Genomic DNA, 24442 nt, shown 5'->3' on the forward strand with positions numbered 1-24442 from the left:
CGCCCGCCTGGGGCGATGACCGCCGGTTTGGCCGTCTCAATAGGTGACGGTGATGGTGCCGGCCGGCCCGTCGACGCGGACTCGGCCGCCGTAGGGGATGACGACCTGCGGGTCGGTGTGCCCGAAGTCGACGTCGAAGACGATCATGGTGTCCGGCGCGTACTCACCGAAGGCGTGTAGGACGGCCTGGCGCTGGCCGGCGACGTAGGCCGCGCGTTCGGCCGGCGTCGTGCGCCGGTCGATCGACCATCCCTTGGCCCGCCCGATCAGCGCGGCAGGGAACTGCTGCAGCAGGCCGCGTTCGCCCATGTTGCGTAACACCCGGTAGACCTCGTCGGAGCTGGGCATCTCTTCGGACGTCTCCAGCAGCAGGACGCCGCCGGTGTAACGCTCGGGCGGGCCGACGGCGCGATCGGCCATGAGCAGCCACGACACGATTTCGAGACACCCGCCCCAGGACTCCCCCTCGACGACGCGGTCGGCGTTATGCCAGCTCCACCCGTCGCACGGCAGCTGCGGCGGCTCGCGGGTGTCGAACTCCGGGTCGACCCACTCGGGCTGGTCGACGTCGCTGTAGGCCCACACCTGCGGCAGCTCGTACGGGCCGGAGGTGAACAGCGCGGCTCGCAGCGACGCGGCCGTCACCGGGTGCATCGCGGCCGACCGGCCGAACGCCGTCATGACCGCGCCGCCGTAGCAGCCGGCGATGCCGAGCGAATGCAGGTAGGCCAGGACGTTCGTGTTGTCGCTGTAGCCGAAGAAGAGCTTCGGGTTGGCCCGCATCAGCTCGGCGTCGAGGTGCCGCAGGACGGTGATCTGATCGTCGCCGCCGATGCTCGTGATCACCGCCGTGATGGTCGGGTCCGCGAACGCGGCGTGCAGGTCAGCGGCGCGGTCAGCCGGTGCGGCCCCCATCACGCGCGTCGTCGGGTACTCGACGGGGACCAGGCCGAAGTCGTCGCGAAGACGACGCAGCCCCAGTTCGTACGGGCGCGGGAAAAGCCCCGGCAGCCCGGCCGACGGCGACACGATCGCGACACGATCGCCCGGCTTCGGCTTCGACGGCGTGATCATGCTGCGTACGGTAACCATTCACGGCCGTACCTACGCCAGCGAATTTCCCGCTCGTCCACTCACCAGGCGTGCGCACCACCAGGCGTTGTGCAGCATCACCAGGCGTGCACGGGTGGTGTGGCTGGTGACTACCTAGTGAACATGATCATTTCGCCTCAGTACGGCGAGCGGCCCAGCCCCAGAGCCAGGTACGCCGCCACGTAGCGCCCGGTCGCCAGCAACGCCGCGAACCTGGCGATGCCTGGGCCACGCACCGCGCGCATCTCATGGACCCGGACCTCCGCCCGGCCCGCTGCATCGTCCAGCCGGGCCCGAGCAGCGGCCGACGCGTCGTCGTCGCTGCCGTCGTCCAGCACCACCAGCACTGGGCGCGACGTCGTCGGAGCGTCCTCGAACGGGTCGGCGAAAACGTCGGGCCGGGGCGCGGCGGCCAGGAGCGGCACGAGCTGCGTGTCGGAGCCGGCTACGACCGGCCGGCCACTGGCCGCCCGCAACACCTCGGCCACCCGCCGCGCCGCCCTGGCAGCGAGCACCGAGCCACCCCACACGACGGGGACATCGTCGGCGAGGCTCAGCGCCAGTTCCTTGGCCGGGTTCTGATCGGTCGGCACCCGGGGCCCGCACCGTTCGGCGACGTCGTCGAGGGCCGAGGCCACCGGTTCAGCCTCCACCGCGGGGCCGAGCCCGATGGAGTGCAACGCGGCGAGGACGGGCACCGCGACCGCCGTGGCATCGGTGCTGCCTGCGGGGATGAAGATCGTGTCGCGCCCGGCCGAGACCTCGCGCACCGCCGAACTCGGCGGTGCCGCCACGAGCAGCGTGCATCCGCGCCGCCGCGCCTCGGCCACCACGTCGACCTCGTCCTGCAAGTTGCCGTTCATGCACATGACGATGACCAGGTCGAGCGGACCGGCCCAGCCGGGCAGTCCCGCGTGCGGCCACGCCACGAACGGCACCGGGCAGCTCACTTCGAGCACGGCCCGGAACAACCGGCCGTCCGGGCCGCCGGCCACCACCGCACGCGGCCGGTCGCCCGCACGGATACCGCTCAGCACATCGGCTGCGACCGTACAGGACCGCCGGACCTCCGCACCCCAGCCCGCGATCTCGCGCAGCACCCGATCGATGCCGACCAGGGCGGTGTCGTCGTCGAGCGAGGCGTCGAAGAACACGTGCGGCTACGCTCCGTTTCGGGACCGGGCTTCGTCGACCAGCAGGACGGGGATGTCGTCGCGCACCGGATACACCAGGTCGCAACCGGTACACGCCAGCTCGTTCGCGGCGTGATCCGGCTCCAGCGGGCTCCGGCAGGCCGGGCAGGCCATCACCTCGAGCAGAGTCGGGTCGAGTTCCATCGAGTTGCCTCCTACCGGGCGCGGACCACGTGCAAGACGTCGTCGCGAACCCGCTCCATGGTGCCACGGTCGGCTGCTTCGACGTTGAGCCGCAGCAGCGGCTCGGTGTTGGACGGGCGCACGTTGAACCACCACATCGGCTCGCCGGAGTGCTGCACCGTCAGCCCGTCGAGGTGGTCGGTCGTCACGTCGGGCTCAGCGGCGAAGACGGACTCGACGGCCTCGATCGCGGCGTCGACGTCGGCCACCGTGCTGTTGACCTCGCCCGAGGCGACATACCGCTCGTACGGGGCGAGCAACTGCGACAGCGGCCGCCCCTCGGCGTCACCGCCCAGGGCGGCCAGCGTGTGCATCGCGGCGAGCATGCCGGAATCGGCGCGCCAGAAGTCGCGGAAGTAGAAGTGCCCGGAATGCTCGCCGCCGAACACCGCGCCGGTCTCGGCCATCGTCTGCTTGATCAGCGAGTGCCCCACCCTGGTCCGCACCGGTGTTCCGCCGTGCTCGGCGATGATCTCGGGGACCGCCTTGGACGTGATGAGGTTGTGCACCACGGGCGCGCCCGGCGAGCGGCGCAGCTCACGTACGGCGATCAGCGCCGTCAGCGTCGACGGCGACACCACGGCGCCGTTCTCGTCCACGACGAAACAGCGGTCGGCGTCCCCGTCGAAGGCGAGCCCGAGGTCGGCACGACGTTCCAGCACCGCCGCCTGCAGATCGACCAAGGTCTGCGGATCGATCGGATTCGCCTCGTGGTGGGGGAACGTGCCGTCGAGCTCGAAATACATTGGCACGACGGTGACCGGTGGTTTGGCCAGCACGGCCGGCACCGTGTGCCCGGCCATCCCGTTTCCGGCGTCCACGACGACGGTCAACGGCCGGATGCCGGTGAGATCGACCAGACCGTGCAGGTGAGCGGCATAGTCGGTGAGAGTGTCGCGCCGCTCGACACGCCCGGTGGCCGTACCCGCCCGTTCTGTCGCCGCCGCCGAGCCGGCCAGCTTCTTGATCTCGGCCAATCCGGTGTCGCGACCGACCGGCGCCGCGCCCGCCCGGCACAGCTTGATGCCGTTGTAGCGCGCGGGATTGTGGCTGGCCGTGAACATCGCGCCCGGTAGGTCTAGTGCGCCGCTGGCGAAGTAGAGCTGGTCGGTGCTGGTCAGGCCGGCATCGACGACGTCGACTCCGACCGAGGTGACACCGTCGGCGAAAGCCTCCGCCAACCCCGGCGACGACGTGCGCATGTCGTGCCCGACGACCATCGCGGTCGACTCCTGCGCCAAAACCAAGGCCGCGGCTCGGCCCAGCGCCCGAGCCGTGTCTTCGTCGAACTCGTCCGGGACGACACCGCGGATGTCGTAGGCCTTGACGATCGCCTCGAGGTCACGCACGCAGGCGAGACTACAGCCCGCGTCCGCGCTGCTCATCCGCGCACCTTCCGTGGCGACAGGAGGCCGTCCCACCGGTCCGGATCGTGGACCCCACGCGAGGGGTGGCGGCTCACCGGGCACAATGTCCCAGCGGAGGTCACGGTGCGCTTTGAGGTTCTCGGTCCCGTACGGGCCTTGGACGGCTCGCGCCCGGTCGGACCGGTGTCGGCGATGCGCCGTCGACTGCTCGCCGTGCTACTCGCCCGGGCCAATCGCGCCGTCAGCACCGACCTGCTCGCCGAGGTCCTGTGGGGGCCCGACCTTCCGGAGCGTCCGGGCAAGAGTCTGCACATCCACGTGCACCGGCTTCGCCACGTGCTCGACCGACCGGAGCGACTCGCCGCGACACCCGGCGGCTACCTGCTTCACGTCGAGCCGGGCGAGCTCGACTCCGACGAGTTCGACGACCTGGTGGCGCAGGCCCGCCGTGCTCGCGAGGCCCACGACCTCGACGCGGCCACCGCGATCCTGCGGGCCGCCTTGGACCTGTGGCGCGGCTCGCCGTACTTCGACGTCGACGACGGCGTCGTGGTCGATGTGGAGGCCAGGCGGCTGGGCGAGCTGCGGATGATCGCCCGCGAGGAGCTCTACGAAGCCGAGCTGGCCCGCGGCAGTGCCCGCGAGATCGTGCCGGAGTTGGCCGAGATGGTCGCCGAGTACCCACTGCGCGAGAGGTTCGTCGGGCAGTTCATGCTGGCGCTGTACCGATCGGGCCGGCAGGCGCGAGCGGTGACCGCGTTCCGCTCAGCACGGCGCAGGCTGGTGCAGGAGCTCGGTGTCGAGCCCGGCCGGGAACTTCGTGACCTGCACGAAGCCATCGTCGCCGAGGACGGGCAGCTACTCGCCGAGTCCGCTCCGGCCACCATCACCGAACCCGTCGCGACCGCCGAGCCCGCCGGACCCGAGCCGGTACGGCCGGCCCAGTTGCCGCCCCCGCCCGGAGCCTTCGTCGGCCGCGACGATCTGCTGGCCGAGCTGGACGACATCATCGCCGAGTCCGACGAAGCCGCCACCATCGTCATCTCCGGGATGGCCGGAGTCGGCAAGACCGGCCTGGCGTTGCGTTATGCGCATCGTGCCGCCGACCGCTTCGGCGACGGGCAGCTGTACATCGACCTGCGCGGGCACTCCGCCGCGCCCGCCCGCCAACCCCTCGAAGCGCTGGGGCAGCTGCTGCGCAGCCTGGGTGCCGACCCCACTCGAGCGGCGGATTCCACGGAGGCGGCCACCGCCCAGTTCCGGTCCCTGTTGGCCGGGCGCAAGGTGCTCGTCGTGCTTGACAATGCCGCCTCGGTCGAACAAGTACGCCCGTTGCTGGCTGCCACGGCCGGGTGCGCGACCCTGATCACCAGCCGGCACCGGCTGCCGGGCCTGGTCGCGGGCGAGGGCGCGCGGCGAATCGCCGTCGACGTGCTGCCACGCCCGGAGTCTAGGCAGCTGCTGACCCGCCTGCTCGGATCGGCTCGGGTCGAGGCCGAACCGGGCGCCGTGGACACCTTGATCGACCAGTGCGGCGGGCTTCCGCTGGCCTTGCGGATCGCCGCAGCCCAACTGGACGACGAACGACACCGGCCGATCGCCGATTACGTCGCCGAACGGCGTGAGCACGGCCTGGCGACCTTCGCGCTGGACGACGACCACCTTGCCGTCGCGGCCGCGTTCGACCTGTCGTACCAGCACCTCGCCCCGGACGTACGGCGTTGCTTCCGGCTGCTCGGACTGATTCCGGGCCCGGACGTCACCGCCGACGCCCTGGCCGCGCTGACCGCGGCGACACCACAGCAAGCCCGCACCATGCTGCGCCAGCTCGTCGCGACCAACCTGATCGACGAGCACGCCGCCGGGCGGTACCGGCTGCACGACCTCCTGCGCGAATACGTCCGGACCTTGGTCGAGGCCGAGGACCCACCCGACGAGCGGAGCGCGGCGCGGCTCCGGCTGTACACCTGGTACTACCAGGGCAAGGAAGCCGCCGTGCAGGTCCTGGGCTCGCATCCGCGGCGCCCGCCCAGGCCGCAGCTCCACGATGGTGTCCCCACCGTGGAGTTCGGGCACGAGCGCGCCGCGGCGAACTGGCTGCTGGCCGAGTTCGGCAACATCGCCGCAGCAGCCCGGGCCGCCGTGCGCTGCCCGTCGTTCGAACCGTGGTCGTGGCATCTCGTGCTGGGCGCGGCGGTTCCGGTGGCTCGGCGCGGCCTGCTGACCGACACCCTGCCGCTGCTGCGAGACGCGGTGACAGCAGCACGCGCGCGTGGAGACCGGCATGCGCTCGCACACACGCTGAACGAGCTCGGCGCCGTGCAGATCCTGGGCGGCATCGCAGTCCCCGACGATTTGGTGGCTGAAGTCCTGGAGCAGGCCGACCACGTCGGCGACCTCGCCATCCAGGGCTATTGCCTCTACATGGCCGGCGTCGCGAAAGCACGAGCGAACGACTACACCGCGGCCACGGCGTACCTGGAACGTTCACTGGAGCTGTATCGGCAGTTCGGCGACCATGGCGGTCAGGCGCTCGTGCTCAACCACCTCGGTGGCATCGCCCAGTTCCATGGCCAATTGCGGCACGCGGTGCAGTGGTGGGAGAAGATCCTGGCTCTGGACGAGACGTCGGTGACCAGGAGCGCGCTGATCAACCTGGCCTCGACCTCGCTCATGCTCGGTCAGCTGGATGGATTCGACGCCACCGTCCGGCGCGCCGAACAGCTGGCGGCCAACCACGACGACCGCGCTGCGGGCTGCGTCCTCATGCTCATCCGAGCCGAGAGGCACCGAGCACTCGGTCAGATCGACGACGCCGTCGAGCAGTTGTCCGCCGCCCTCCGCCTCGCCGACGAGCTCACCATTCCGCGCTTGCGCACGAACATCCGCGCCGAACTGGGCTTCTGCCTGCTGACGCGCGGCGAGCTCGAGGCCGCAGAGCACGCGTTCGAACGCGCCGCCGAGATCGCCGACGGCCCCGGCCTGCTGTCCGAAGGATCGTATGCCGCTCGGGGACGTGCCGAAGCGCACCTGGCCACCGGCGATCTGGACGCCGCCAGGTTTCACGCGCGCACGGCGATCACCCTGGCCGGCGACCATCATCGCGTGCACCGCGCCGACGCGCTGGCCGCCCTCGCGGCCGTCGACCTGGCCGACGGGCACGTCGATGCGGCGATCGCGCAGGCCGAGGAGGCGGTGGCGATCCACCAGGCGACCGAACATCACCTCGGCCTGGCCCGGGCGCTTCGCGTCCTCGGCATGGCGCTGCTGGCGCACCCCGATACCGAGGCCCGTTCGCGCGGCGCCGATCACCTTCGGGCCGCGCTACGCCGATTCGAAACGCTGGGTTCGCCGGAAGCCGCCGACGTCGCGGCCCGGCTCGCGTCCGCCTAGCACGCAGCGGTCCGGGCGAAAGCGCCCGGAAACCCGGTGGAAGCTGCGCGCTGGTGAGGTGGCCATGTTCGACGCGCACGTCTGGGTTTCGCCGAACGGGGGCGCGTGCGCGTCGAACGGGGCGAATCGATCACCGAGCTATCGGTCACTTCTGGGTCGCCGACGGCGGTACGCGCCGGTCAGGGCTCCGGGTCGGGCAATACCCGCAGGTGTCCGCGTCGCGTGCCGCCGCTTCGGTTGTCGTCGTTGGTCGACCGCGGCGGCGGGTCGGGCCGGCGGCCGGCTTCGCGCACGGCGTCGGCGAGGGCCAGCAGGTCGTCGTCGGTGGGGCGCAGCGCCGCCGGGTCGGGCGAGAGCCTGATGACCTCCCAGCCGCGCGGGGCGACGAGACGCTCGGAGTGTTCGGCGCACAGGTCGTAACTGTGCGGTTCGGCGTAGGTGGCCAACGGCCCCAGGACCGCCGTGGAATCGGCGTAGACATACGTCAGTGTCGCCTCGGCCGTCCGTGGACAGGCAGATCGGGAACAGCGACGCGTGGGGCTCACAGATCGAAGGCTAGCGCCCGTGCGTCGTCGGTGGCGGCAGGGCACGCCAAGTCGAGACAGGTCCGTCACATGACACCGGCCACCTTCCGCCCGCCGAGGCTCACATCCGACTAGTCTGCCCAGCATGAGCGGACGTCTTCCCGGCCCTGAGGAGCCCGCCGGACTCGTCCTGCCTCGAGTGCGGCGCGACCGGCACGGCAGAGGGATGCGCGGGCCGTTGGCCCCGAGTGACTCTCCGCTTTCGACGTCGCGGGCGCAGCGCTTCGACGAGATGGTGATCGCCGCCGTCGAGCGGCTGGACACGCGCTGGCAGGACCAGCTCAACAAGGTCGAGTTCGCCGTCGAAGACGTCCCGTCGCTGGACGACTGGGAGCACGACTGGGTGCCGCTGGCCCGGGCGTTCGCCGGTTCCGGCGCGTTGCCGGCGCGGGTGGTCGTGTTCCGCCGCCCGATAGAGACCCGTGCCCTGGGCCAGACACGACTACGCGCGCTGGTGAGCGACGTCGTCACCGAGCAGGTCGCTGAGCTGTTCGGGGTCGATCCGGAGGAGATCGACCCGGCGTACGGTGGTCGCGATCACGGCTCCTAGACCCGGCGATCCCGCTGGATCACTCGAGGGTCGGCTCCGGCACTGACGGCAACTCCCCCACCACCGCCGGCACGTCGACCTCGATGGTCGGCGATACCAGCGGCATGAGGTCCGCGAGCGCGCCGTCATCGTCCTTGGCCAGGATCTCTCGCGCCGCCACGACCGAACCGGGCTTCGCCGGATCGACGATCACGGTCGCGCTGTGCATGCCGTCCGGCGCCTTCAACGGCACCGGCACGGTGGCTCCGGGCGGGAGCTCGACCTCTTCCTCGTTGACCACGCCGCCCTTGGTGTCCAGCGTGCGCACGGTGACTCGCGAGCTGGTGTCGATCACCGAGCTGACGAACAGGGTGCTGGTGTATCCAGACGTCGCCCGGCTGAGCAACGCCGTGGCCGGGCCTTGCAGCGGCTCGGAGGCGGCCGTGTAGGCGAAGTCGGGCAGCCCTTCGTCCGACGGTGTCTCGACCATGCGAACCGCCGCGGTGATCGGCTCGTCGCTGCTCAAGCGGATCCCGGACGGATCCCCGCCGACGACGTCCAACGGCACGTCCACGACGGTGCCGGCGGGCGCGGTCAGCACGTCCTGGTCGAGCGGGCTGAACGCGCCTTCTGGGCCGAGGATCTTCATCGAGACGATGGCGTCGACGTCCCCGGGCGCGAGGATCCGCAGAATCCGCTGCCCATGGCCGGGCACGCCGGGGATGACGATGTCCTCGGACGGTGCGGACGCCGCCGGGATGTAGCTCATCCCCATCGGGGTGATCTCGTCGGTCTCGCGCATCTCCAGCGCGGCGGTGACCTGTCCGCGGTTGGTGGTGACGTGCACGCCAGTGGCCTTCGACCCGGGCGCCAGCGCATCGAGCAGGAAGATCTGCTGGCTGCGCGCCGGCACCGCGACGTCCTGCGTTCCCGGCGCGTCGATCGGCCCGGCTTCGTCCCACAGCTCCACGTCGACGACCGCTGGAACGTCCGTCGGGTTGGCGAGCACCAGCCGCCCGCGCCGCCCGACTTCGCCGGAACCGCCGACGAACCAATGCTCTCGCTGTGGTGCGGTACACGGAACCGTGCTCAGCCCGCGCAGATCGGTCTCTTGGACGAGCAGGGACTGCTCGGCGGCCAGGCCGGGCGCCAGTGCACCGCTACCGGTGACGGCCATCGACACCGCCGATTCCGACTCGACCTCTTGGAGGAACGGGATCCCGCGCTCGGCGATCTCGAAGTGCGTGGCGTCCTCGTCCGGCGGGGACGGTTCCTCGTCCGAACCAGGCTCGGGGGCCTGCGCGAGCGCGTCGACGGTGATCGGCTGTTGTTCGGCGCCGTCATCGACGTCTGCGGTCGTCACGTCGGGCAGCGCGAGGACACCGATCTCGCCGACACCTTCGTCTTCACCGTCGACGTACGGGCACACCACGGACGAGCGCACGACCGGCTCCTTGACCGCAGGATGCTCGCTGACCACCGACTCGGGCGGCCCGACGAATGCGGCCACCCCCAAGACGAGGGCCACGGACGCCCCGGTGGCCAGTCCGATCAGCCCGGGTCGCATCACGAATCACCTCCGCGTCGGCGGCTGCCTCGACGTCCGGCCGCACGCTTGCCACCTGCGGCGCGGCGGCCGCGATAGGTGCTGCCGCCGTCGGTGGACTGCTCGTCGGACTTCCCCGCGGCCCGTCGACGCCCCCGGTAGGGTCCGGGCTCGCTGCTGGCGGGCTCGGCGGCGTTGCGGGCGGCGTCGGTGCCGGAACGCTCGAACGGGTTCCAGTCGGTCGGCGGGGTCACGTTCCGTTCGATCTGGGTCTCGCTCTCAGTCGGGCGCTCGGTCCGGGACTCGCTCGCGGGCTGCGTTTCGGTCGAAGGTTGCGCTTCGGGCGCAGGCGGGCGGTCGCCCTGCCGAGCCGGTCGCGCCCCACGCCGGCGACGGGTCGGTTGCCGCTGGGATTCCTCCCTGGCTGGCGTGTCCTGGGCGGCCGCCACCGGTGTGCTCACGGCGACGCCGACCGGCTCCAGCCGCAGATCCGGCGAGGACTCGTCCGGACCGATCTCAGCGGCGTCGTCGACGGCCCCGCGCTCGCGCCGCATCCCCGGCAGTGCGAGGACGATGGCCACGACCACAGCGCCGAGCTGCACCCACAGCCACACGCCCCGGTTGTTCCCCGCGTATTCGACTCTGACCTCACCGCCCTCGGCACCCAGGGTGAACGCCTGGGCCCATCCGGCGTAGGTGGTCGGTTCCAGCTCCTCCCCGTTCAGGGTGGCCTTCCAGCCCGGATCGGCCAGCTCGGCCAGGACCAGCTGTCGTCCCGGCTCGCCTTCGGGGATCAGGCCGGAGGCGTCGACGTCGCCGCTGGGTATGGTCACCGCCTCGGCGTCCTCGTCGGCCAGCGGGACGTCGGATTCGCCGTCGGCCCGCGGGTCGGCGACCCAGACCCGCGCGACCGGCTGATCGACCCGCCACATCGCCGCGCCGTCAGGAGCCGACGACCGCACCAGGCCTGGCACGGTGTCGAGGGTGTCGGCGAGCTGGGGATCATAGGGACGCGGCAGGTAGATGTAGCGCGCCGCGAACTCGGCGAGCCGCGCGCCGTCGGCCCCACCGCTCCCGGACACGATGTCAGCGACGGCCTGGTCGAGCTCTTCGTACTCCTCCGGCGGCGGCGCCGTCTCGGCATAGCCCAGGCGCGGGCCGGACTCACGCAGCAAGGCGTACGTGACCCGCCCGTCGTCGGCCCGGTCGAGCACCAGGGTGCGGACTCGTTCGGGCCGTTCGGCCTCGTCAGCGACGTAGGCGGGCAGGATCTGCTCGGCGCGACGCTCGACCGGATCACCGGCGCCGCGCCACAGCCACCAGCCCAGCGATCCCAGCGGAGCGGCCACCGCCGCCACCACGACCACGACCGCGACCGGCTGGCGCCAGCCGAACGTCGCATGCGCCAGCCGCTCGCGCGCGCCGTCGGCGCCGATGATCGCGGCCACCAGCAACGCCCCGCCGAGGACGACCGCCGGATAGCCCGGCCAGCCCGAGACCGGCGTCTCCAACGTCGGCCCGCTGACCGGCAACCGCGACAGCACGATGCCCAGCACCAGCGCCGACCCGGCCACGACCCACGCCGCGCCGATCCGCAACCGCCGATCGGTCCGGAACAGCGCCGCCCAGCCCGCGAGGACCACGCCGACACCCAGCCATACCGGCCCGGCTCCCGGACCACCGGGGTGCTGCAGCAGCACCGCCCACGGAGCGAGGTTCGCGTCGGACAAATCAGGCCCGGGGAGCCCGGCCTCGGTGAGGAACAAACCGGGATCACTCAGCACGCTGCCGGTCCAGGGGATCAACACGATCGGCGTGACCACCAGCATCACCGCGACCCGAAGCGCCGAGCGGCGATCCCGGAAGACCGTCGCGACGCCAACGCCGCCGACCACGAGGGCCAGCAGCCACGCCAGCGGCACGAAGGCGGAGACCAACGCCAGCAGGAGGCCGGCGCTCCACGCCGCCCGACCAGGGCCGGGCCGTCCGGGTGCCCCCATGGTCCGGATGACCGCGAGAACGAGCAACGGCGTGACGATCGCGGCGCACACCGTACCGAGGCGGCCGGCAGCGATCGCGCCGGTGGTGGCGGGCAGCAGCGCGTAGGTGCCTGCGGCCCAGACCCGCAGCAGTTTGGAGTTCACCAGCCGACGGACCAGCAGGTACATCGTGATGGCCGACAGCGGCACCGATCCCAGCAGCAACAGGTCGACGGTCAGTGAGGCATTACGCACGATCGACGAGATGAACGCCACGACCGCCAGGTACGGCGGGCTGGCCGACGGGCTGCCGAGCCCCGCCGTGTGCCACGCCTCGGTGTAGACCTCCCAGATCTCACCGGCCGCCGTCGGGGTGGCCAGCAGCGCCCCGCCGATGAGGCGTCCGGACCCGATCAGGCCGCGGACGGCGATCAGGGTGGCGACGACGAGCCCGGTCACCAGCAGCACCGCCGGGTGCAGCAGGACGCGCAGCACGAAGGTGTCGTCGCTGTCGGGTAGTTCGCCGACGGCTTCGTCGTCGGTACTCGCCCGCCGAGCACGCGACACGTCGTGTGCTGCGCCGCTGCCCGAGCCGGTCAGCATGCTCAAGACGTTCTCACCGGCATGGCGTACCTGCTGGCCGGGTGGCGGGAACAGCGCACGCAGGTCCTTGGGCTCCCGCGCGCGGGTGCGCCGGCGACGGGAGCGGGCTCGCACGAGCGTGTCGGGCCGGCCGATGACCGAGATCAGCGCCAGCAGTTCCTCGGCGGCGAGGGCGGGCTGTTTACCGAGCAGGAAACCGAGCGAGCGGCCGACTCCCATGACGATGACGCGCAACACCACGAGCACCAACGAGCGTGTCGGCGCATTGGCCAGCAGGACGTACAGCGCGTTCCTGCGGTCGGCCAGGTGCGGGCGATCACGCGTGGCGCCGAGCCGGCGACGGCCGTGGGCGGCGGCTTCGGCGTGGTGGATGACGGCTTCAGGGCAGACGATGACCGCGTGGCCGGCTTCGTTCGCTCGCCAGCCGAAGTCGAGGTCGTCGCGGAACAGCGTCAGCCGAGGGTCGAACCCACCGAGGTCGTCCCAGACGTCGCGGCGAATCAGCATGCCCGCGCTGCCCACGGCCAGGACGTCTCGGGTGCCATCGTGCTGGCCCTGGTCGTACTCGCGCTTGTCCAGGCCGGTGTGCCGGCGTCCGCCGCCGGTGACGGTCAGGCCGATCTCGAGCAGCTGGCGGCGATCGCCCCAGTCGAGCACCTTGGGGCCGATGACTCCGGCGTCCGGACGCCGGACGGCGGCCTCGAGCAGCCGGGCGAGGGCGTCGGGCTCCGGCGCGCTGTCGTCATGGAGCAGCCAGATCCACTCGGTTCGCCGAGCGCCCCCGGCGCCGAACCCGTAGGCCGCCTTCGCCACCTCGTCAGCGGCTTGCACGCCCAGTGCCACTGCTTCGCCGAAACCGGTGGACCGGTCGGCGCGGATCACCGCGGGCGCACCGAGCGCCTCAGTCAGCATGCGCTCGCTCTCGTCCTTGCTGCCGGTGTCGACGGCGACGATGCGCTCCGGCATGCGTCGCAGCTCGGACAGAGCGCGCAGCGTCTGCGGCAGCCAGCGGCTGCCGTTGTGAGCGACCAGGACAGCCGTGACGTCGTGAGTGAGGAGTTCGGTCGGGTCGACCGGAGTCGTGTCAGCGATTTCGCCGGCGAAGGCGTCGAGAGCTGCGTCGGTGCCGAGCCCCGGATCGGAGTAGACGCCGGAGGTCGTCTGGCCGTGGTCGGCAGCGGTCAATGGGTCGGTGGCCATGCCTCGTCGTGATGGTGAGCAGGTATGGATCGGATGTGGACGCTGACGAACGGGAACGTCGTCCGGCTGGCGCTACCCGGCCGGCTCATCCCCGTGTCAACCGAGACAACACTACGCGCAGAACGGCGTTTCGGCAGACTCCACCTGCTCGGGGCGCTCGTCGCGACCACGGACGAGCACGCCTGCGCACAGGGCGCGAGTTGGTGCGTCGGTGCGGACGCCGCTCAGACCGCCCGCTTTTTCAGCTTGCGCCGCTCGCGCTCGGACAGCCCGCCCCAGATTCCGAAGCGTTCGTCATGTTCGAGCGCGTACTCCAGGCACTCGGCCCGCACGTCACAGCCCAGGCACACCCGCTTCGCCTCACGGGTGGACCCGCCTTTCTCAGGAAAAAACGCCTCCGGATCAGTCTGGGCGCACAGCGCCCGCTCCTGCCAACTCATCTCTTCGGCGTCGCCCAAGAGCAGGTCCATTTCGTCCCACTCGGTCATGGCTCGCCTCCTCCGACCTCGTCCGGCCCGTGGGCCGGCCCCCGATGTGGTTCCGCGTTGGTCGTGTACGCCGAACCACCGAACGACACGTATGAAATTACATGCTCGTAATCCCCGCTCGTCAAGCCGAACCATGCTAAAGATCTCTGTTCGCCTGTTTTTCTGGACCGGTGGGGAGCCGAGGGCGGCCCGGTTCGTGCGCGGAGCATAGGCCGGTTGCGCTCGCGAGCCAAGTTCGGTGGACAGCCCCGGTCGGCGGCGGTTCATGGGGAGCGAAACAGGCGCTGGGCAGCGTCGGGGCGACGTGCTGAAAATCACGACGGTGGCGGCGGTACCGGATGTGCGGGGTTTCGCCTGTCCGCGGCTCGCCGGCGGTCGGCGTTCGTCGGGCGGCGATCGCGAGTCCGCTCCGGCAACTGGCACGCCCCTCGCCGTGCGGCAGCCGGCACGCCGCCTCACGCCGCTGATCGTCACGGGAGCCGTTCCCGCTGCGGGCATTCGTGATGATCGTCGTGTGCCCAACAGCCGCTCCCAGGCGGTCGTGAAGATCGTCGTGTGCCCAACAGCCGGTCCCGCACCGGTCGTGAAGATCGTCGTGTGCCCAACAGCCGATTTCGCCGGTCGTGATGATCGTCGTGCCAACAAGCGCGCGCTATAGCGGCGAAAACACCCACGACGATCATCACGACCAGGACCAACCCTCACGACCACGCCCCACGCACCCAGCTGGCGCTACTGGCAGCGTGTACAGCGCCCACGCCGCTCCCCTCCCGGTCCCGCACCGGTCGTGAAGATCGTCGTGCACCCAACAGCCGGTCCCGCACCGGTCGTGATGATCGTCGTGCCAACAAGCGCGCGCTATAGCGGCAAGAACACCCACGACGATCATCACGACCAGGACCAACCTTCCCGACCAGGACCAACCTTCCCGACCAGGACCACCCTCACGACCAGAACCAACCCTCACGACCAGGACCAACCCTCACGACCAGGAACGGTCGCCGCAGCCGCTCATCACCGCCGGAACCGGCGCCGGGTAGCGTCAGGTGACGTGCTGAAAATCACCACGTTGGCAGGCGGCGTCGGCGCTGCTCGGTTCTTGCGCGGGCTGGTGCGAGCCGTCCCCGACGCCGACATCACCGTCGTGGGCAACATCGCCGACGACATCACGCTGCACGGGTTGCACGTCAGCCCGGACCTCGACACGGTCATGTACACGCTGGGCGGGGGTGTCGAGGAGTCCCAGGGGTGGGGCCGCAGCGAAGAGACGTTCGCCGTCGCCGACGAGCTGGCGGCCTACGGCGCCGAACCGCGGTGGTTCACCCTCGGGGACCGTGACATCGCCACGCACATCATCCGCACCCAGATGCTGGCCGCGGGTTACCCGCTGTCGGCGGTGACCGAGGCGCTGTGTGAGCGCTGGCAGCCTGGCGTCAGGCTGCTGCCGATGAGCGACGACCGGGTGGAGACGCACGTGGTCGTGGCTCGCGAGGACGGCACCGAGGCGATCCACTTCCAGCAATGGTGGGTCCGCTGGCACGCCGAGCTACCGGCTGAGCGGATCGTGCTGGTCGGCATCGACGCCGCGAGCCCCGGCCCCGGTGTCATCGAGGCCATCGACAACGCCGACGTCATCGTTCTGCCGCCGTCGAACCCTGTGGTCAGCATCGGCCCGATCCTGGCGGTGCCCGGCATCAGGGACGCCGTGGCGAAGGCGCAGGCGCCGGTGGTCGGCTTGTCGCCGATCATCGCCGGCGCGCCGGTCCGGGGCATGGCCGATGCCGCCTTGCGCGCCATCGGGGTCCCCGCCACGGCAGCAGGCGTCGCCGGGATCTTCGCCGACATCCTGGACGGTTGGCTGGTCGACAGCTCGGACGCCGACGCGGTCACGGAGGTCGAAGCGCTCGGTATCGCATGCCGCGCCGTACCGCTGCTCATGACCGACGCCGACGCCACAGCGGCGATGGCCCGCGCGGCCTTGGACCTGGTGACGCCGTGAGCACACCGGCGCCCCGGGTCGAGATCGTCGGTGTGCCGGGTATGCCAGAGGTCCGTCCCGGCGACGACCTGGTCGGCCTGCTCGCGGCGGGCCTCGCCGATGGGGCCATCCACCTGGCCGACGGCGACATCGTCGTGGTGACCAGCAAGATCGTGAGCAAGGCCGAAGGCCGGGTCCGCGCTGGTGTCGATCGCGAGGAGGCCATCGACGCGGAGTCGGTACGCACCGTCGCGGAGTGGACCACGCCGAACGGTCGTACCCGCATCGTCGAGACCCGCCATGGTTTCGTCATGGCCGCCGCCGGCGTGGACGCATCCAACGTCGAGCCCGGCAGCGTCGTGCTGTTGCCGCTGGACCCCGACGCCTCGGCCCGGGCCCTGCGGGAGGGCCTGCGGCAGCGCTTCGGCGCCCAGGTGGGCGTGGTGGTGACCGACACGGCCGGGCGGGCGTGGCGTAACGGGGTCGTCGACTTCGCCGTCGGCACGGCCGGGGTCCAAGCGGTCGACGACCTGCGCGGACGGCAGGACCGTTACGGCAACGATCTCGGCGTCACCGTCGTCGCGGTGGCCGACGAACTGGCCGCCGCCTCGGAGCTGGTGCGCACCAAGCTCTCGCAGGTGCCCGTGGCCGTCGTGCGCGGCCTTGCGCATCTGCTGTTGCCGCCCGACGACGACACCGGCGCGTCGGCACTGGTGCGTCCCAGCGCCGAAGACCGCTTCCGGCTGGGCACACCGGAAGCGATGCGCGCAGCGGTGACCGAACGCCCCGTCGTGGCCGGGTTCACCGCGCGCGGCGTGGACCACGCGCTGGTGCGCCGCGCCCTCACGGCCACGCTCAGCGCCGCGCAACCCTTGAGCCGCAGCGCGGCGCGGTTCGTACTGGTGGAGTCCGAGGCCGCGCGGGCGGCGATCGTCGAGGCCGGAGACGACGACGGCCTGCGATCGGCACCGGCCCTCGTCCTGGCGTGCACAAGTGACGACAACGAGCACGCGCTGGTGGAGCTGGGTGCGGCCGTGGAGGGGCTCGCCGTGGCGCTGTGGGCGGACGGGCTCGCCTGCGCCTGGCTGCCATCCACGCCGGCGTTGCCGGGCGCCGCATCGTCGCTCGACCTGCCGACCGGGTGGCGTCCGGCCGGGATCCTCGCGATCGGCCGCCCTACGCCGGATTCACGGCCGTCGTCGACCACGGCCGCCGACGCCGTGGTCACGCGGTGAGCTCGCGTCGCCCTCACATCGCCCGGTAGTCGCGCAGCGGCGCTCGGGGAGCTCGACGCGGCGGGCGCTCCCCGGCCTGCAGCAGCAGGACGCACGCCCGGTGCCGGTGGCCGCGGTAGGGCTCCAGCAGTTCGAGCATCAACTCGTCGCTTCCCCGCCGCTGCCCGGCCAGCGCGTAGGACACCACGTGCGGCAGGCCGGCATCGCCCACCGAGACCGCGTCAGGATCACCGAGCACGCGCTGGCGGACCTCGGCCGAGGTCCACGGCCCGATGCCGGGCACCGCACGCAGCCGGCGGTCGGCCGCTTCGCTGGACATGGACGCGGTCTCCTCCAGCCGAGCCGCGTGGCGCATGGCGGTGACGATGGTGCGAGAGCGCTGCGGGCCCACCCCGGCGCGATGCCACTCCCAGGACGGGATGCGCAGCCACGTGCCGGCCGCAGGGGCCACTCGCATGCCTTCCGGCGCCGGGCCCGGGGCACGCTCGCCGTGCCGGCGCAACAAGGCCGCCCAGGACCGATACGCCTCGATGCTGGTGACCTTCTGTTCCAGGATCGCCGGGACCAGGGCCTCCACGACGAGCCCGGTCCGCCCGATCAACAGCCCGGGGCACCGGCGCAGTACGTCGCTGATCAGCGCATGAACGGGCCGGAAAGCGTGCGGCTCGTCGTATTCGCCGAGCCAGCCCGGTACGGCGTCAAGGGCCGCCGAGGCCCCCGGCCCCCACGCCGTGGCGCGGACCTCGACGCGGGACAACGCCTCGACCCGGATGGTCGCCGGCTCCCCGCCGTACCGGCAGGTCCGCCAGACCCGTCCGCCGGCGTCGATCACGAAGGCGGGGTCGTAGGGGCCACGGCGATGCGCGGACAACGTGGCTGCGACGTCCACCGGGTGTCGCGGCCGCCACGTCCTGGTGATCATCGTCCCTCGCGGTAGTCGTCAGCCGACAGGTTCCGGTCCTGCGACGGCGTCAGCACCCATTGAACCGTAGGCTGAGGCCATGACGTCGATGGCGCCGACCCCGGCCGAACTCCTCCGGGCCGAAGTCCGTCGCGACGGTTCCCGGCCACTGCTCACGTTCTACGACGACGCCACGGGCGAGCGCGTCGAGCTGTCGACTGTCACCTTCGACAACTGGGTCGCCAAGACCGCGGGGCTGCTCAGCGACGGCCTCGGCGCCGAGGCCGGCAGCCGGGTCGCGATCTTGCTACCTGCACACTGGCAGGCCCTGGCCTGGGCGAGTGCCTGCTGGACGCTCGGCGCCTGCGTCGTCATCGGCGCCGATGGGCATGCCGGCGGCGATCCCGGCGCGGACATCGTGGTGGCCGGGCCCGACACGCTCGAGTCAGCGACCGCGTCGGGCGCCGACGACGTCGTCGGCGTGTCGCTGCGTCCGCTCGGCGGTCGTTTCACCGAGCCGCTCCCGCCCGGTGTGCTCGATTACGCCGTCGAAGTGCCGTCCTTTCCCGATCAGTTCGTGCCGATCCTCCCGCCGGCGCCGGACGAGCCCGCTCTGCACAGCTCCGGCGTCGTGCACACGCTGTCCGGTCTCCTCGATTACGCTCACGATCGGGCCGAACAGCTCGGCGCCCGCCCGGGTGCGCGGCTACTCGTGCCCACCGACGATCTCGGCGCCGCGCTGGTCGATGCCCTGCTCGTCCCGCTCGTCACCGGGGGCTCGGCGGTGCTCGTCCGCCACGAAGATCTCGCCGGCCGCGACGCCCGGGTGGCCACCGAACGGGTGACGGTGATCGTCGACCCTCCTCAGTCCCACGCACTGTGAAACCATCTGGAGCCATGCCCGAACCCGAAAACCCCGGCCTCGCGCGGGCCTCGTCCGTCGGCGCGGCCGAGCGCACGGTCGACGTCCTCGACATCTCCGACCTGCGCTTCCCCGGCGGCACGTCACACAGCATCGCCGAAGAGATCACCGCACAGGCCAGGGCGGGCTACACCACCGGCCTGATCACCTTGAACGGCCCGCTCATCGCGAAGGTGGCCCCGGTCAACCGGCACATTCGCCGGGCCGTCGAGGCCGGGCAGGCCACGTTGTTCATCGGCCCCGAGCCGGTCCACGCGCGGGTGACCGTCGTGCGCCACCCGGCCGTCCTGCAGCACGCTGCCGGCCAGCTCCCGACGGTGCACACCGACCACGTCGTCATCGTCGCGAACGCCGGGCCGTACGACATCGACGGCCACGAGCACTACCGGCCCGAGGCCGTACACGAGATCGCCAAGGAGCACTTCGGCGTCGAGCCGCTGTGGGCGCCCATCGGCCCGCTCGTGCGCCAGTCGATCGTCTCGCGCGTTCCGGAGTCGGCCCTGGCCGACTCGGACTGGGTCAACATCATCGACGTCGATGCGTGGCAGGTCGCCTCCCAGCGCCGTCCGGCGCGCCCGGAGCCCGGCACCGCGGCGCGGCGACCGGTGATCGGCCGGCACAGCCGTTCGTCGCCGCAGAAATGGCCGGCCGACGCCACGACGCTGCGGGCGGTCTACCCCGATGACGGGTCGTGGACGGTGCGGGTCCTCGGCGGCGCCGACCCGGTGGTCAACGTGCTGGGCACGGTCCCCGACTCGTGGGAGATCATGGAGTTCGGCGCGATGTCGCCACGGGAGTTCCTGGCCTCGCTGGACTTCTTCGTCTATTACCACAACCCGAACTGGATCGAGGCGTTCGGGCGAACCATCCTGGAGGCGCTGGCCACGGGTGTTCCGGCCATCCTGCCGCCGCATTTCGAGCCGGTGTTCGGCGAAGCCGCCATCTACGCCGAGCCGCACGAGGTTCGCGGCGTGGTGGAGCGACTGCACACCGATCGCGACGCCTACGCCGCCCAGGTCGACCGCGCCCTACGGACCGCTCGCGAACGGTTCGGCCACGAAGCGCACATCGCGCGGCTGCGTGAACTGATCGGCGCGCCGACCGATCAACGCGTCCCCGTCAGCCCAGCACCGGTCGCCGCCGCCAAGACCCCCACCGCGTTGTTCATCAGTAGCAACGGCGCCGGCATGGGTCACCTGACCCGGCTGCTGGCCTACGCCGAGCGGGTCCGGCCCGATCTCGCCGCGCATTTCTTCTCGCTGTCGCAGGCCGTTCCCGTCGTCGCGGGGTTCGGTCACACCTACGAGTACCTGCCGTCGGCGACGGCGGCGGGGCTCGAACCGCGACGCTGGCATGCCTACTTCGCCGACCGCGTCACCAAGACCCTGGAACGCGTCGAGCCCAGCGTCGTGGTCTTCGACGGCACCTGGCCCTACGACGGCATCGTCGCGATCCGTGAGGCCCATCCCGAGATCCCGTGGGTGTGGTCGCGTCGCGGGTTGTGGCGGGCCGGGAAGAACCACAGCCAGCTGAAGAAGACGTCCTGGTTCGATTTCGTCATCGAGCCCGGCGACTTCGCCGCCGCGGCCGACCGCGGGGTCACCGCTCAAGCGTCGGCGCACCGGGTCGGGCCGGTCACGCTGCTCGACCGCGAGGACCTCCAGGACCGCACCCAGGCGCGCCTGGCGTTGGGCCTCGATCCGACCGCCCGGCTTGCGCTGGTGTCGCTGGGAGCCGGCAACATCAACGACACCAGCGGTGACGTCGGCGCGGTGGTCGCGGCGCTGCGTGAACTCGACGTGGAGGTCTGCGTCACCCGGCCCGAGATCGCCGTGGACGGTGGCCGGCTGGACGACGTTCACGTGGTGCGCGCGTATCCGCTGTCGCGGCACTACCACGCCTTCGACCTGGCCATCAGCGCCACCGGCTACAACTCGTTCCACGAGCTGTTGCGGTTCGGCGTGCCGTCGCTGTTCGTGCCGAACAGCTCGACCGCCTTGGACGACCAGGAAGCCCGGGCTCGATTCGCCGCCGAGCAGGGGTGGGCGCACACCCTGCCGAGCATCGCCGTCGACACCGCCGTACCGCTCCTCGCCGACCTGCTCGAGCGGGGCGAGCAGATGGTCAAGCGCGTCGCCGCGGCCGATCCGGGCAACGGCGCACCGGACGCTGCCGCACAGTTGCTGACGCTGGCAGGGGCCCGGTGAGGCCCGCGCTCGGGCGTCGGCGTGCCGTCGCCACCACGTTCGTGGCACTATCACTGGCCGTGACCGCTCCGCGCCCCAGGCCTCGCCGCATCATGCGCCACGTCCGTAAGATCCCCGGGTATCGCTATGCCCGGCGCACGATGGTCCCCAGGGTCCGGCAGAGCAGTACCGCGCGCGCCGTGGTGCATCGCCTGTTCGACATCGACGCCGACCAGCGCACTCCGCTGGACGTCGCGGGCGGGAATCTGATCGCCGGGGTCGGCGTCGAACGGCTGCCCGTGGTGGTGGTGATCCTGCTCGGCATGTCCCAGAAAGACGCCGCCGACGTCGACGGCGTCGTGCGCGAGATCGCCGAGTTGCAGGTGCTGACCGGCGGGTTCCGCCCGGTGATCGTGATGGACACCCCCCGCCTCGGCGCCGCACGGCAGTGGGGATACCCGGCCGAACTGCTCGTCCCGGAACACAGCTGGACCAGCGACCATCAGCCGTGGGACGACTACGTCCGTGCCACGCTCGCCTCGGTGCTGGTGACGTATCGCTGCTCCGCTTCGCTCATCGTCGGGCCGGCCGGCCTCACCCGCACCGATCGGCTCGTGCTCGGGGCGCTGGGCGAGCGCCGCTGAGCCGAGCTCAACCCGAGACGATGCCGGCCAGGGCGTCGTCCAAGCGTGGCGTGAGGCTCTCCACGTAGGTCGCGGTCAGATGCGACCCGCGCCGGTAGACCAACGTGTTCCCGATGACGGCGGGGCACGTCTCGCCCGGGCAGATGTAGTCGCGTAGATCGACCGAACTGACCCCTTCGGACCGCTCGAGCGCGGACAACTGGACCGCTGCGCCACCGACCTGTTCACCGTCGGCACGCGAGAACGCACACTCCGTCAGCTCGTCGCCGTGTGTCGCGACGCACTCCATGACGTCCAGGAGCGGGTTCGGGTTGTCGATCATGACGATGACGTCCCGACCGGCTTCCTCCAGCTCGGCCCACTGCTGGACCAGGTCGTCGACCATCATGTCGGACTTGTCGTCATCGGAGCGGTCGTCGTCGGTGTAGGCGCGGGAAGCGACCTGCGAGGTCAGGATGTAGTCGATGTCGTCATCGGTGAGCAGCCGGTCGAGCCGGTTCTCGTTGTACTCGGCGCACTCCTCGTTGGCTTGGTCGTTCAGCTCGATGTCGACGCTGACGAAGGGGCAGGCGCTCTTGAGGTAGGTCACCAGCCGCCAGCCGTGCTCGTCGGCGACGTTCTCCAGCGCGGGCAGCCATTGGTGCATCTTCGAGTCACCCACGACCGCGACGGTCGTCTCGGCGTCCTCGGGGCCGTAGACGCACGGCTCCAGCTCGGTGCCCGTGGTGCCGCCGATGCACATGTCGCCGTCGAGTCTCGCCACGTCGTCCGGTGCGCTGAGCACGTCGGGCACCATGGCGTCCACCTGATCGGGCGCCTCGAAATCCGCCGGGTCGTCACCCAGCACGGCCGCGCCGTCGGCTTGAACATCCTGAGGCGACGTCGACGTCTTCGGCACCGCGAACGACACCACCATCGCCGCCGCCACCCCGACAGCGGTACACGCCACGGCCAGGACCCCGGCCCGCCAGGGAAAGCGGGCCAACACCCGGGCGTGGTGAATCGGGTACTCGACGACCCGGTAGGTCAGCCAGGCCGGGACGGCCGAGAACCCCACGACCAGCACGCCGATGCCCACGGGCAGCGTCCCGTCGGGATCGCCCCACACCACCGTGGCCCCGACGATCAGCGGCCAGTGCCACAGGTAGAGCGAGTACGACAAGTCGCCGATGTCGCGCATGGGCGGGTTGTCCAGCACCACGCTCGCGCAGGTGCGCCGCCCCGTCGTGCCGGCGACCAGGACCGCCGCGGCCCCCAGAGTCGGCACGAGCGCGGCCGCACCGGGAAAGACCGTCCCCGCGTCGAACCGCACCGCCGCGTACCCGATGGCGACCAGCCCGAGCACCCCGAGCGCGTGGGCCGCGGCCGCCGGGATCCGGGGCGCACGATGCGCGAGGATCGCCAGCGTCGCGCCGATCGCCAGTTCCCACAGCCGGGTGGTGGAGACGAAGTACGCGGCGCCGGGGTTCGCCGAACTCAGGTAGACCGACCACAGCAGCGAGGGGACGGCGATGACGGCGACGCCGGTGAGCATGACCTTCGTCAACGGGAGCCGGTAGCGTCGTTGCAGCCACAGCAGCACGATGATCAGCAGCGGCCACACGACGTAGAACTGCTCCTCGACCGCCAGTGACCAGAAGTGCTGCACCGGGCTGGGAGCGTCCTCGGAGACCAGGTAGTTCACCGATTGATCGGCCAGCCGGTAGTTCACGACGTACAACGCGCTGGTGGCGATGTCCCACGTGATGGCCGGCCAACGGGTGACCGGGAGCACGACGATCGTCACCACGGCGACGGTTCCCAGAACCACCGCCGTGGCCGGGAGCAACCGCCGGGCGCGGCGGGCCCAGAAGCGCGCCAGGCTCAGCCGTCCGGTGCGCCCGATCTCACGGTCGATCAATCCGGTGATCAAGAAGCCGGAGATCACGAAGAACACGTCCACGCCCACGAACCCGCCGGAGAGCATGGGCACCCCGGCGTGAAAACCCAGCACGAGGATCACCGCGACGGCGCGCAGGCCCTGGATGTCGCCCCGGAACCCGGCTGGCCCGGTGGCGCGGCCCGGCGCCGGGGGTTTCGCCTGCGCGCGGGCTGCGATGTCGGGTGCCGGCGGCGGCGGAGGTGGCGGTAGTTCGCGCGTCGACACGGCGGGCGGTTGATGCATCAGCTGGTTCCGTACCCCGAGGTCGACGATGCCTGCACTGCCTGTCGCTTTTGCGCCGGACCGCAACAGTTTAGACCAGGCGCCGCACCGACGCGGTGTTGCAGGACAGCGGTAAAGCGCTAGATTATGCGCCGGTCACAGAAGTACGAGCACGCTCACCGCAAGCCCCCTGCCGCCGAGGAGTCGAGGAACACCGATGCCCGACAGTGTCGCGGAGAGGTGGCCGACGTTGCAGTCCAGCCCCGACTGGGGCGT

At 71.2% G+C, this 24442-nt stretch carries 18 protein-coding genes; 8 read left to right on the top strand and 10 right to left on the bottom strand.

The features are described 5' to 3' along the window. Positions 1-36 precede the first annotated feature (36 nt). The 4 genes from M6444_RS16265 to M6444_RS16280 all read right to left on the bottom strand — a co-directional run bounded on the left by M6444_RS16265 (position 37) and on the right by M6444_RS16280 (position 3853). Positions 37-1074, bottom strand: coding sequence for a S66 peptidase family protein (locus M6444_RS16265; RefSeq protein ID WP_298329653.1), 1038 nt, complete (start codon positions 1072-1074; stop codon positions 37-39). Between the two features lie 155 nt (positions 1075-1229). Then, positions 1230-2246 (bottom strand): SIS domain-containing protein, encoded by a 1017-nt coding sequence (locus M6444_RS16270; protein WP_298329656.1) that lies wholly within the window; start codon positions 2244-2246, stop codon positions 1230-1232. Between the two features lie 6 nt (positions 2247-2252). Further along, a complete protein-coding gene (locus tag M6444_RS16275) occupies positions 2253-2429 on the bottom strand; it encodes a Trm112 family protein (RefSeq protein WP_298329660.1) in 177 nt (58 codons plus the stop codon). Between the two features lie 11 nt (positions 2430-2440). Next, positions 2441-3853, bottom strand: a complete 1413-nt coding sequence (locus tag M6444_RS16280; protein WP_298329664.1) for a phosphomannomutase/phosphoglucomutase — start codon at positions 3851-3853, stop codon at positions 2441-2443. Positions 3854-3958: 105 nt separating this feature from the next. On the opposite strand from M6444_RS16280, the gene M6444_RS16285 reads away from it, so the two are divergent. After that, the gene (locus M6444_RS16285) at positions 3959-7228 is read left to right on the top strand and encodes a BTAD domain-containing putative transcriptional regulator (RefSeq protein ID WP_298329667.1); all 3270 of its coding nucleotides are present in this window, start codon (positions 3959-3961) and stop codon (positions 7226-7228) included. 179 nt (positions 7229-7407) lie between these two features. Here M6444_RS16285 and M6444_RS16290 read toward each other — a convergent pair whose 3' ends face one another. Further along, positions 7408-7773 carry a DUF3499 domain-containing protein gene (locus tag M6444_RS16290; protein ID WP_298329670.1) on the bottom strand — a complete coding sequence of 122 codons (366 nt, stop codon included), beginning with the start codon at positions 7771-7773 and terminating at the stop codon, positions 7408-7410. Positions 7774-7897: 124 nt separating this feature from the next. Here M6444_RS16290 and M6444_RS16295 point away from each other — a divergent pair, with 124 nt between their 5' ends. After that, positions 7898-8362 carry a metallopeptidase family protein gene (locus tag M6444_RS16295; protein WP_298329674.1) on the top strand — a complete coding sequence of 155 codons (465 nt, stop codon included), beginning with the start codon at positions 7898-7900 and terminating at the stop codon, positions 8360-8362. A 19-nt stretch (positions 8363-8381) separates the two neighbouring features. Here M6444_RS16295 and M6444_RS16300 read toward each other — a convergent pair whose 3' ends face one another. The 3 genes from M6444_RS16300 to M6444_RS16310 form a co-directional block, all read right to left on the bottom strand. Then, entirely contained in the window at positions 8382-9908 is a 1527-nt protein-coding gene (locus M6444_RS16300; protein ID WP_298329677.1) for a DUF5719 family protein, read from the bottom strand. Then, a complete protein-coding gene (locus M6444_RS16305; RefSeq protein WP_298329680.1) occupies positions 9908-13669 on the bottom strand; it encodes a glycosyltransferase in 3762 nt (1253 codons plus the stop codon). The genes M6444_RS16300 and M6444_RS16305 overlap by 1 nt, the downstream gene beginning before the upstream one ends. Before the next feature lie 224 nt (positions 13670-13893). Beyond that, the gene (locus tag M6444_RS16310) at positions 13894-14157 is read right to left on the bottom strand and encodes a WhiB family transcriptional regulator (RefSeq protein WP_298329682.1); all 264 of its coding nucleotides are present in this window, start codon (positions 14155-14157) and stop codon (positions 13894-13896) included. A gap of 304 nt (positions 14158-14461) precedes the next feature. On the opposite strand from M6444_RS16310, the gene M6444_RS16315 reads away from it, so the two are divergent. From M6444_RS16315 to M6444_RS16325, 3 genes are all read left to right on the top strand, one after another. Next, a complete protein-coding gene (locus M6444_RS16315; RefSeq protein ID WP_298329684.1) occupies positions 14462-14815 on the top strand; it encodes a hypothetical protein in 354 nt (117 codons plus the stop codon). Between the two features lie 396 nt (positions 14816-15211). After that, positions 15212-16156, top strand: a complete 945-nt coding sequence (cofD, locus tag M6444_RS16320) for a 2-phospho-L-lactate transferase (RefSeq protein WP_363326400.1) — start codon at positions 15212-15214, stop codon at positions 16154-16156. Beyond that, positions 16153-17370: a coenzyme F420-0:L-glutamate ligase gene (locus M6444_RS16325; RefSeq protein WP_298329690.1), complete on the top strand. Its 1218-nt coding sequence runs from the start codon at positions 16153-16155 to the stop codon at positions 17368-17370. Before cofD ends, M6444_RS16325 begins: the two co-directional genes overlap by 4 nt. Positions 17371-17383: 13 nt before the next feature. On the opposite strand, the gene M6444_RS16330 is transcribed toward M6444_RS16325, so the two are convergent. Continuing rightward, positions 17384-18292: a hypothetical protein gene (locus M6444_RS16330; protein ID WP_298329693.1), complete on the bottom strand. Its 909-nt coding sequence runs from the start codon at positions 18290-18292 to the stop codon at positions 17384-17386. 79 nt (positions 18293-18371) lie between these two features. Here M6444_RS16330 and M6444_RS16335 point away from each other — a divergent pair, with 79 nt between their 5' ends. Genes M6444_RS16335 through M6444_RS16345 form a run of 3 tightly spaced genes read left to right on the top strand, consistent with a single transcriptional unit; the run spans position 18372 to position 22023 of the window. Then, positions 18372-19154, top strand: coding sequence for a TIGR03089 family protein (locus tag M6444_RS16335; protein WP_298329696.1), 783 nt, complete (start codon positions 18372-18374; stop codon positions 19152-19154). A gap of 14 nt (positions 19155-19168) precedes the next feature. Next, positions 19169-21400 (top strand): glycosyltransferase, encoded by a 2232-nt coding sequence (locus M6444_RS16340; RefSeq protein WP_298329699.1) that lies wholly within the window; start codon positions 19169-19171, stop codon positions 21398-21400. Between the two features lie 59 nt (positions 21401-21459). After that, complete coding sequence (locus tag M6444_RS16345; RefSeq protein WP_298329702.1) at positions 21460-22023, top strand: hypothetical protein; 564 nt, start codon at positions 21460-21462, stop codon at positions 22021-22023. 7 nt (positions 22024-22030) lie between these two features. On the opposite strand, the gene M6444_RS16350 is transcribed toward M6444_RS16345, so the two are convergent. After that, positions 22031-24187 (bottom strand): acyltransferase family protein, encoded by a 2157-nt coding sequence (locus tag M6444_RS16350; protein WP_298329706.1) that lies wholly within the window; start codon positions 24185-24187, stop codon positions 22031-22033. Positions 24188-24442: the final 255 nt, after the last annotated feature.

It is taken from the genome of Haloactinopolyspora sp. (genome assembly GCF_027324685.1).
In the GTDB taxonomy this organism is placed as follows: domain Bacteria; phylum Actinomycetota; class Actinomycetes; order Jiangellales; family Jiangellaceae; genus Haloactinopolyspora.

Coding starts and splice junctions, on each gene's coding strand:
- M6444_RS16340 (WP_298329699.1), top strand. CDS start 19,169: ATGCCCGAACCCGAAAACCCCGGCCTCGCGCGGGCCTCGTCCGTCGGC.
- M6444_RS16305 (WP_298329680.1), bottom strand. CDS start 13,669: ATGGCCACCGACCCATTGACCGCTGCCGACCACGGCCAGACGACCTCC.
- M6444_RS16275 (WP_298329660.1), bottom strand. CDS start 2,429: ATGGAACTCGACCCGACTCTGCTCGAGGTGATGGCCTGCCCGGCCTGC.
- M6444_RS16335 (WP_298329696.1), top strand. CDS start 18,372: ATGACGTCGATGGCGCCGACCCCGGCCGAACTCCTCCGGGCCGAAGTC.
- M6444_RS16350 (WP_298329706.1), bottom strand. CDS start 24,187: ATGCATCAACCGCCCGCCGTGTCGACGCGCGAACTACCGCCACCTCCG.
- M6444_RS16265 (WP_298329653.1), bottom strand. CDS start 1,074: ATGATCACGCCGTCGAAGCCGAAGCCGGGCGATCGTGTCGCGATCGTG.
- M6444_RS16300 (WP_298329677.1), bottom strand. CDS start 9,908: ATGCGACCCGGGCTGATCGGACTGGCCACCGGGGCGTCCGTGGCCCTC.
- M6444_RS16295 (WP_298329674.1), top strand. CDS start 7,898: ATGAGCGGACGTCTTCCCGGCCCTGAGGAGCCCGCCGGACTCGTCCTG.
- M6444_RS16280 (WP_298329664.1), bottom strand. CDS start 3,853: ATGAGCAGCGCGGACGCGGGCTGTAGTCTCGCCTGCGTGCGTGACCTC.
- M6444_RS16310 (WP_298329682.1), bottom strand. CDS start 14,157: ATGACCGAGTGGGACGAAATGGACCTGCTCTTGGGCGACGCCGAAGAG.
- M6444_RS16330 (WP_298329693.1), bottom strand. CDS start 18,292: ATGATCACCAGGACGTGGCGGCCGCGACACCCGGTGGACGTCGCAGCC.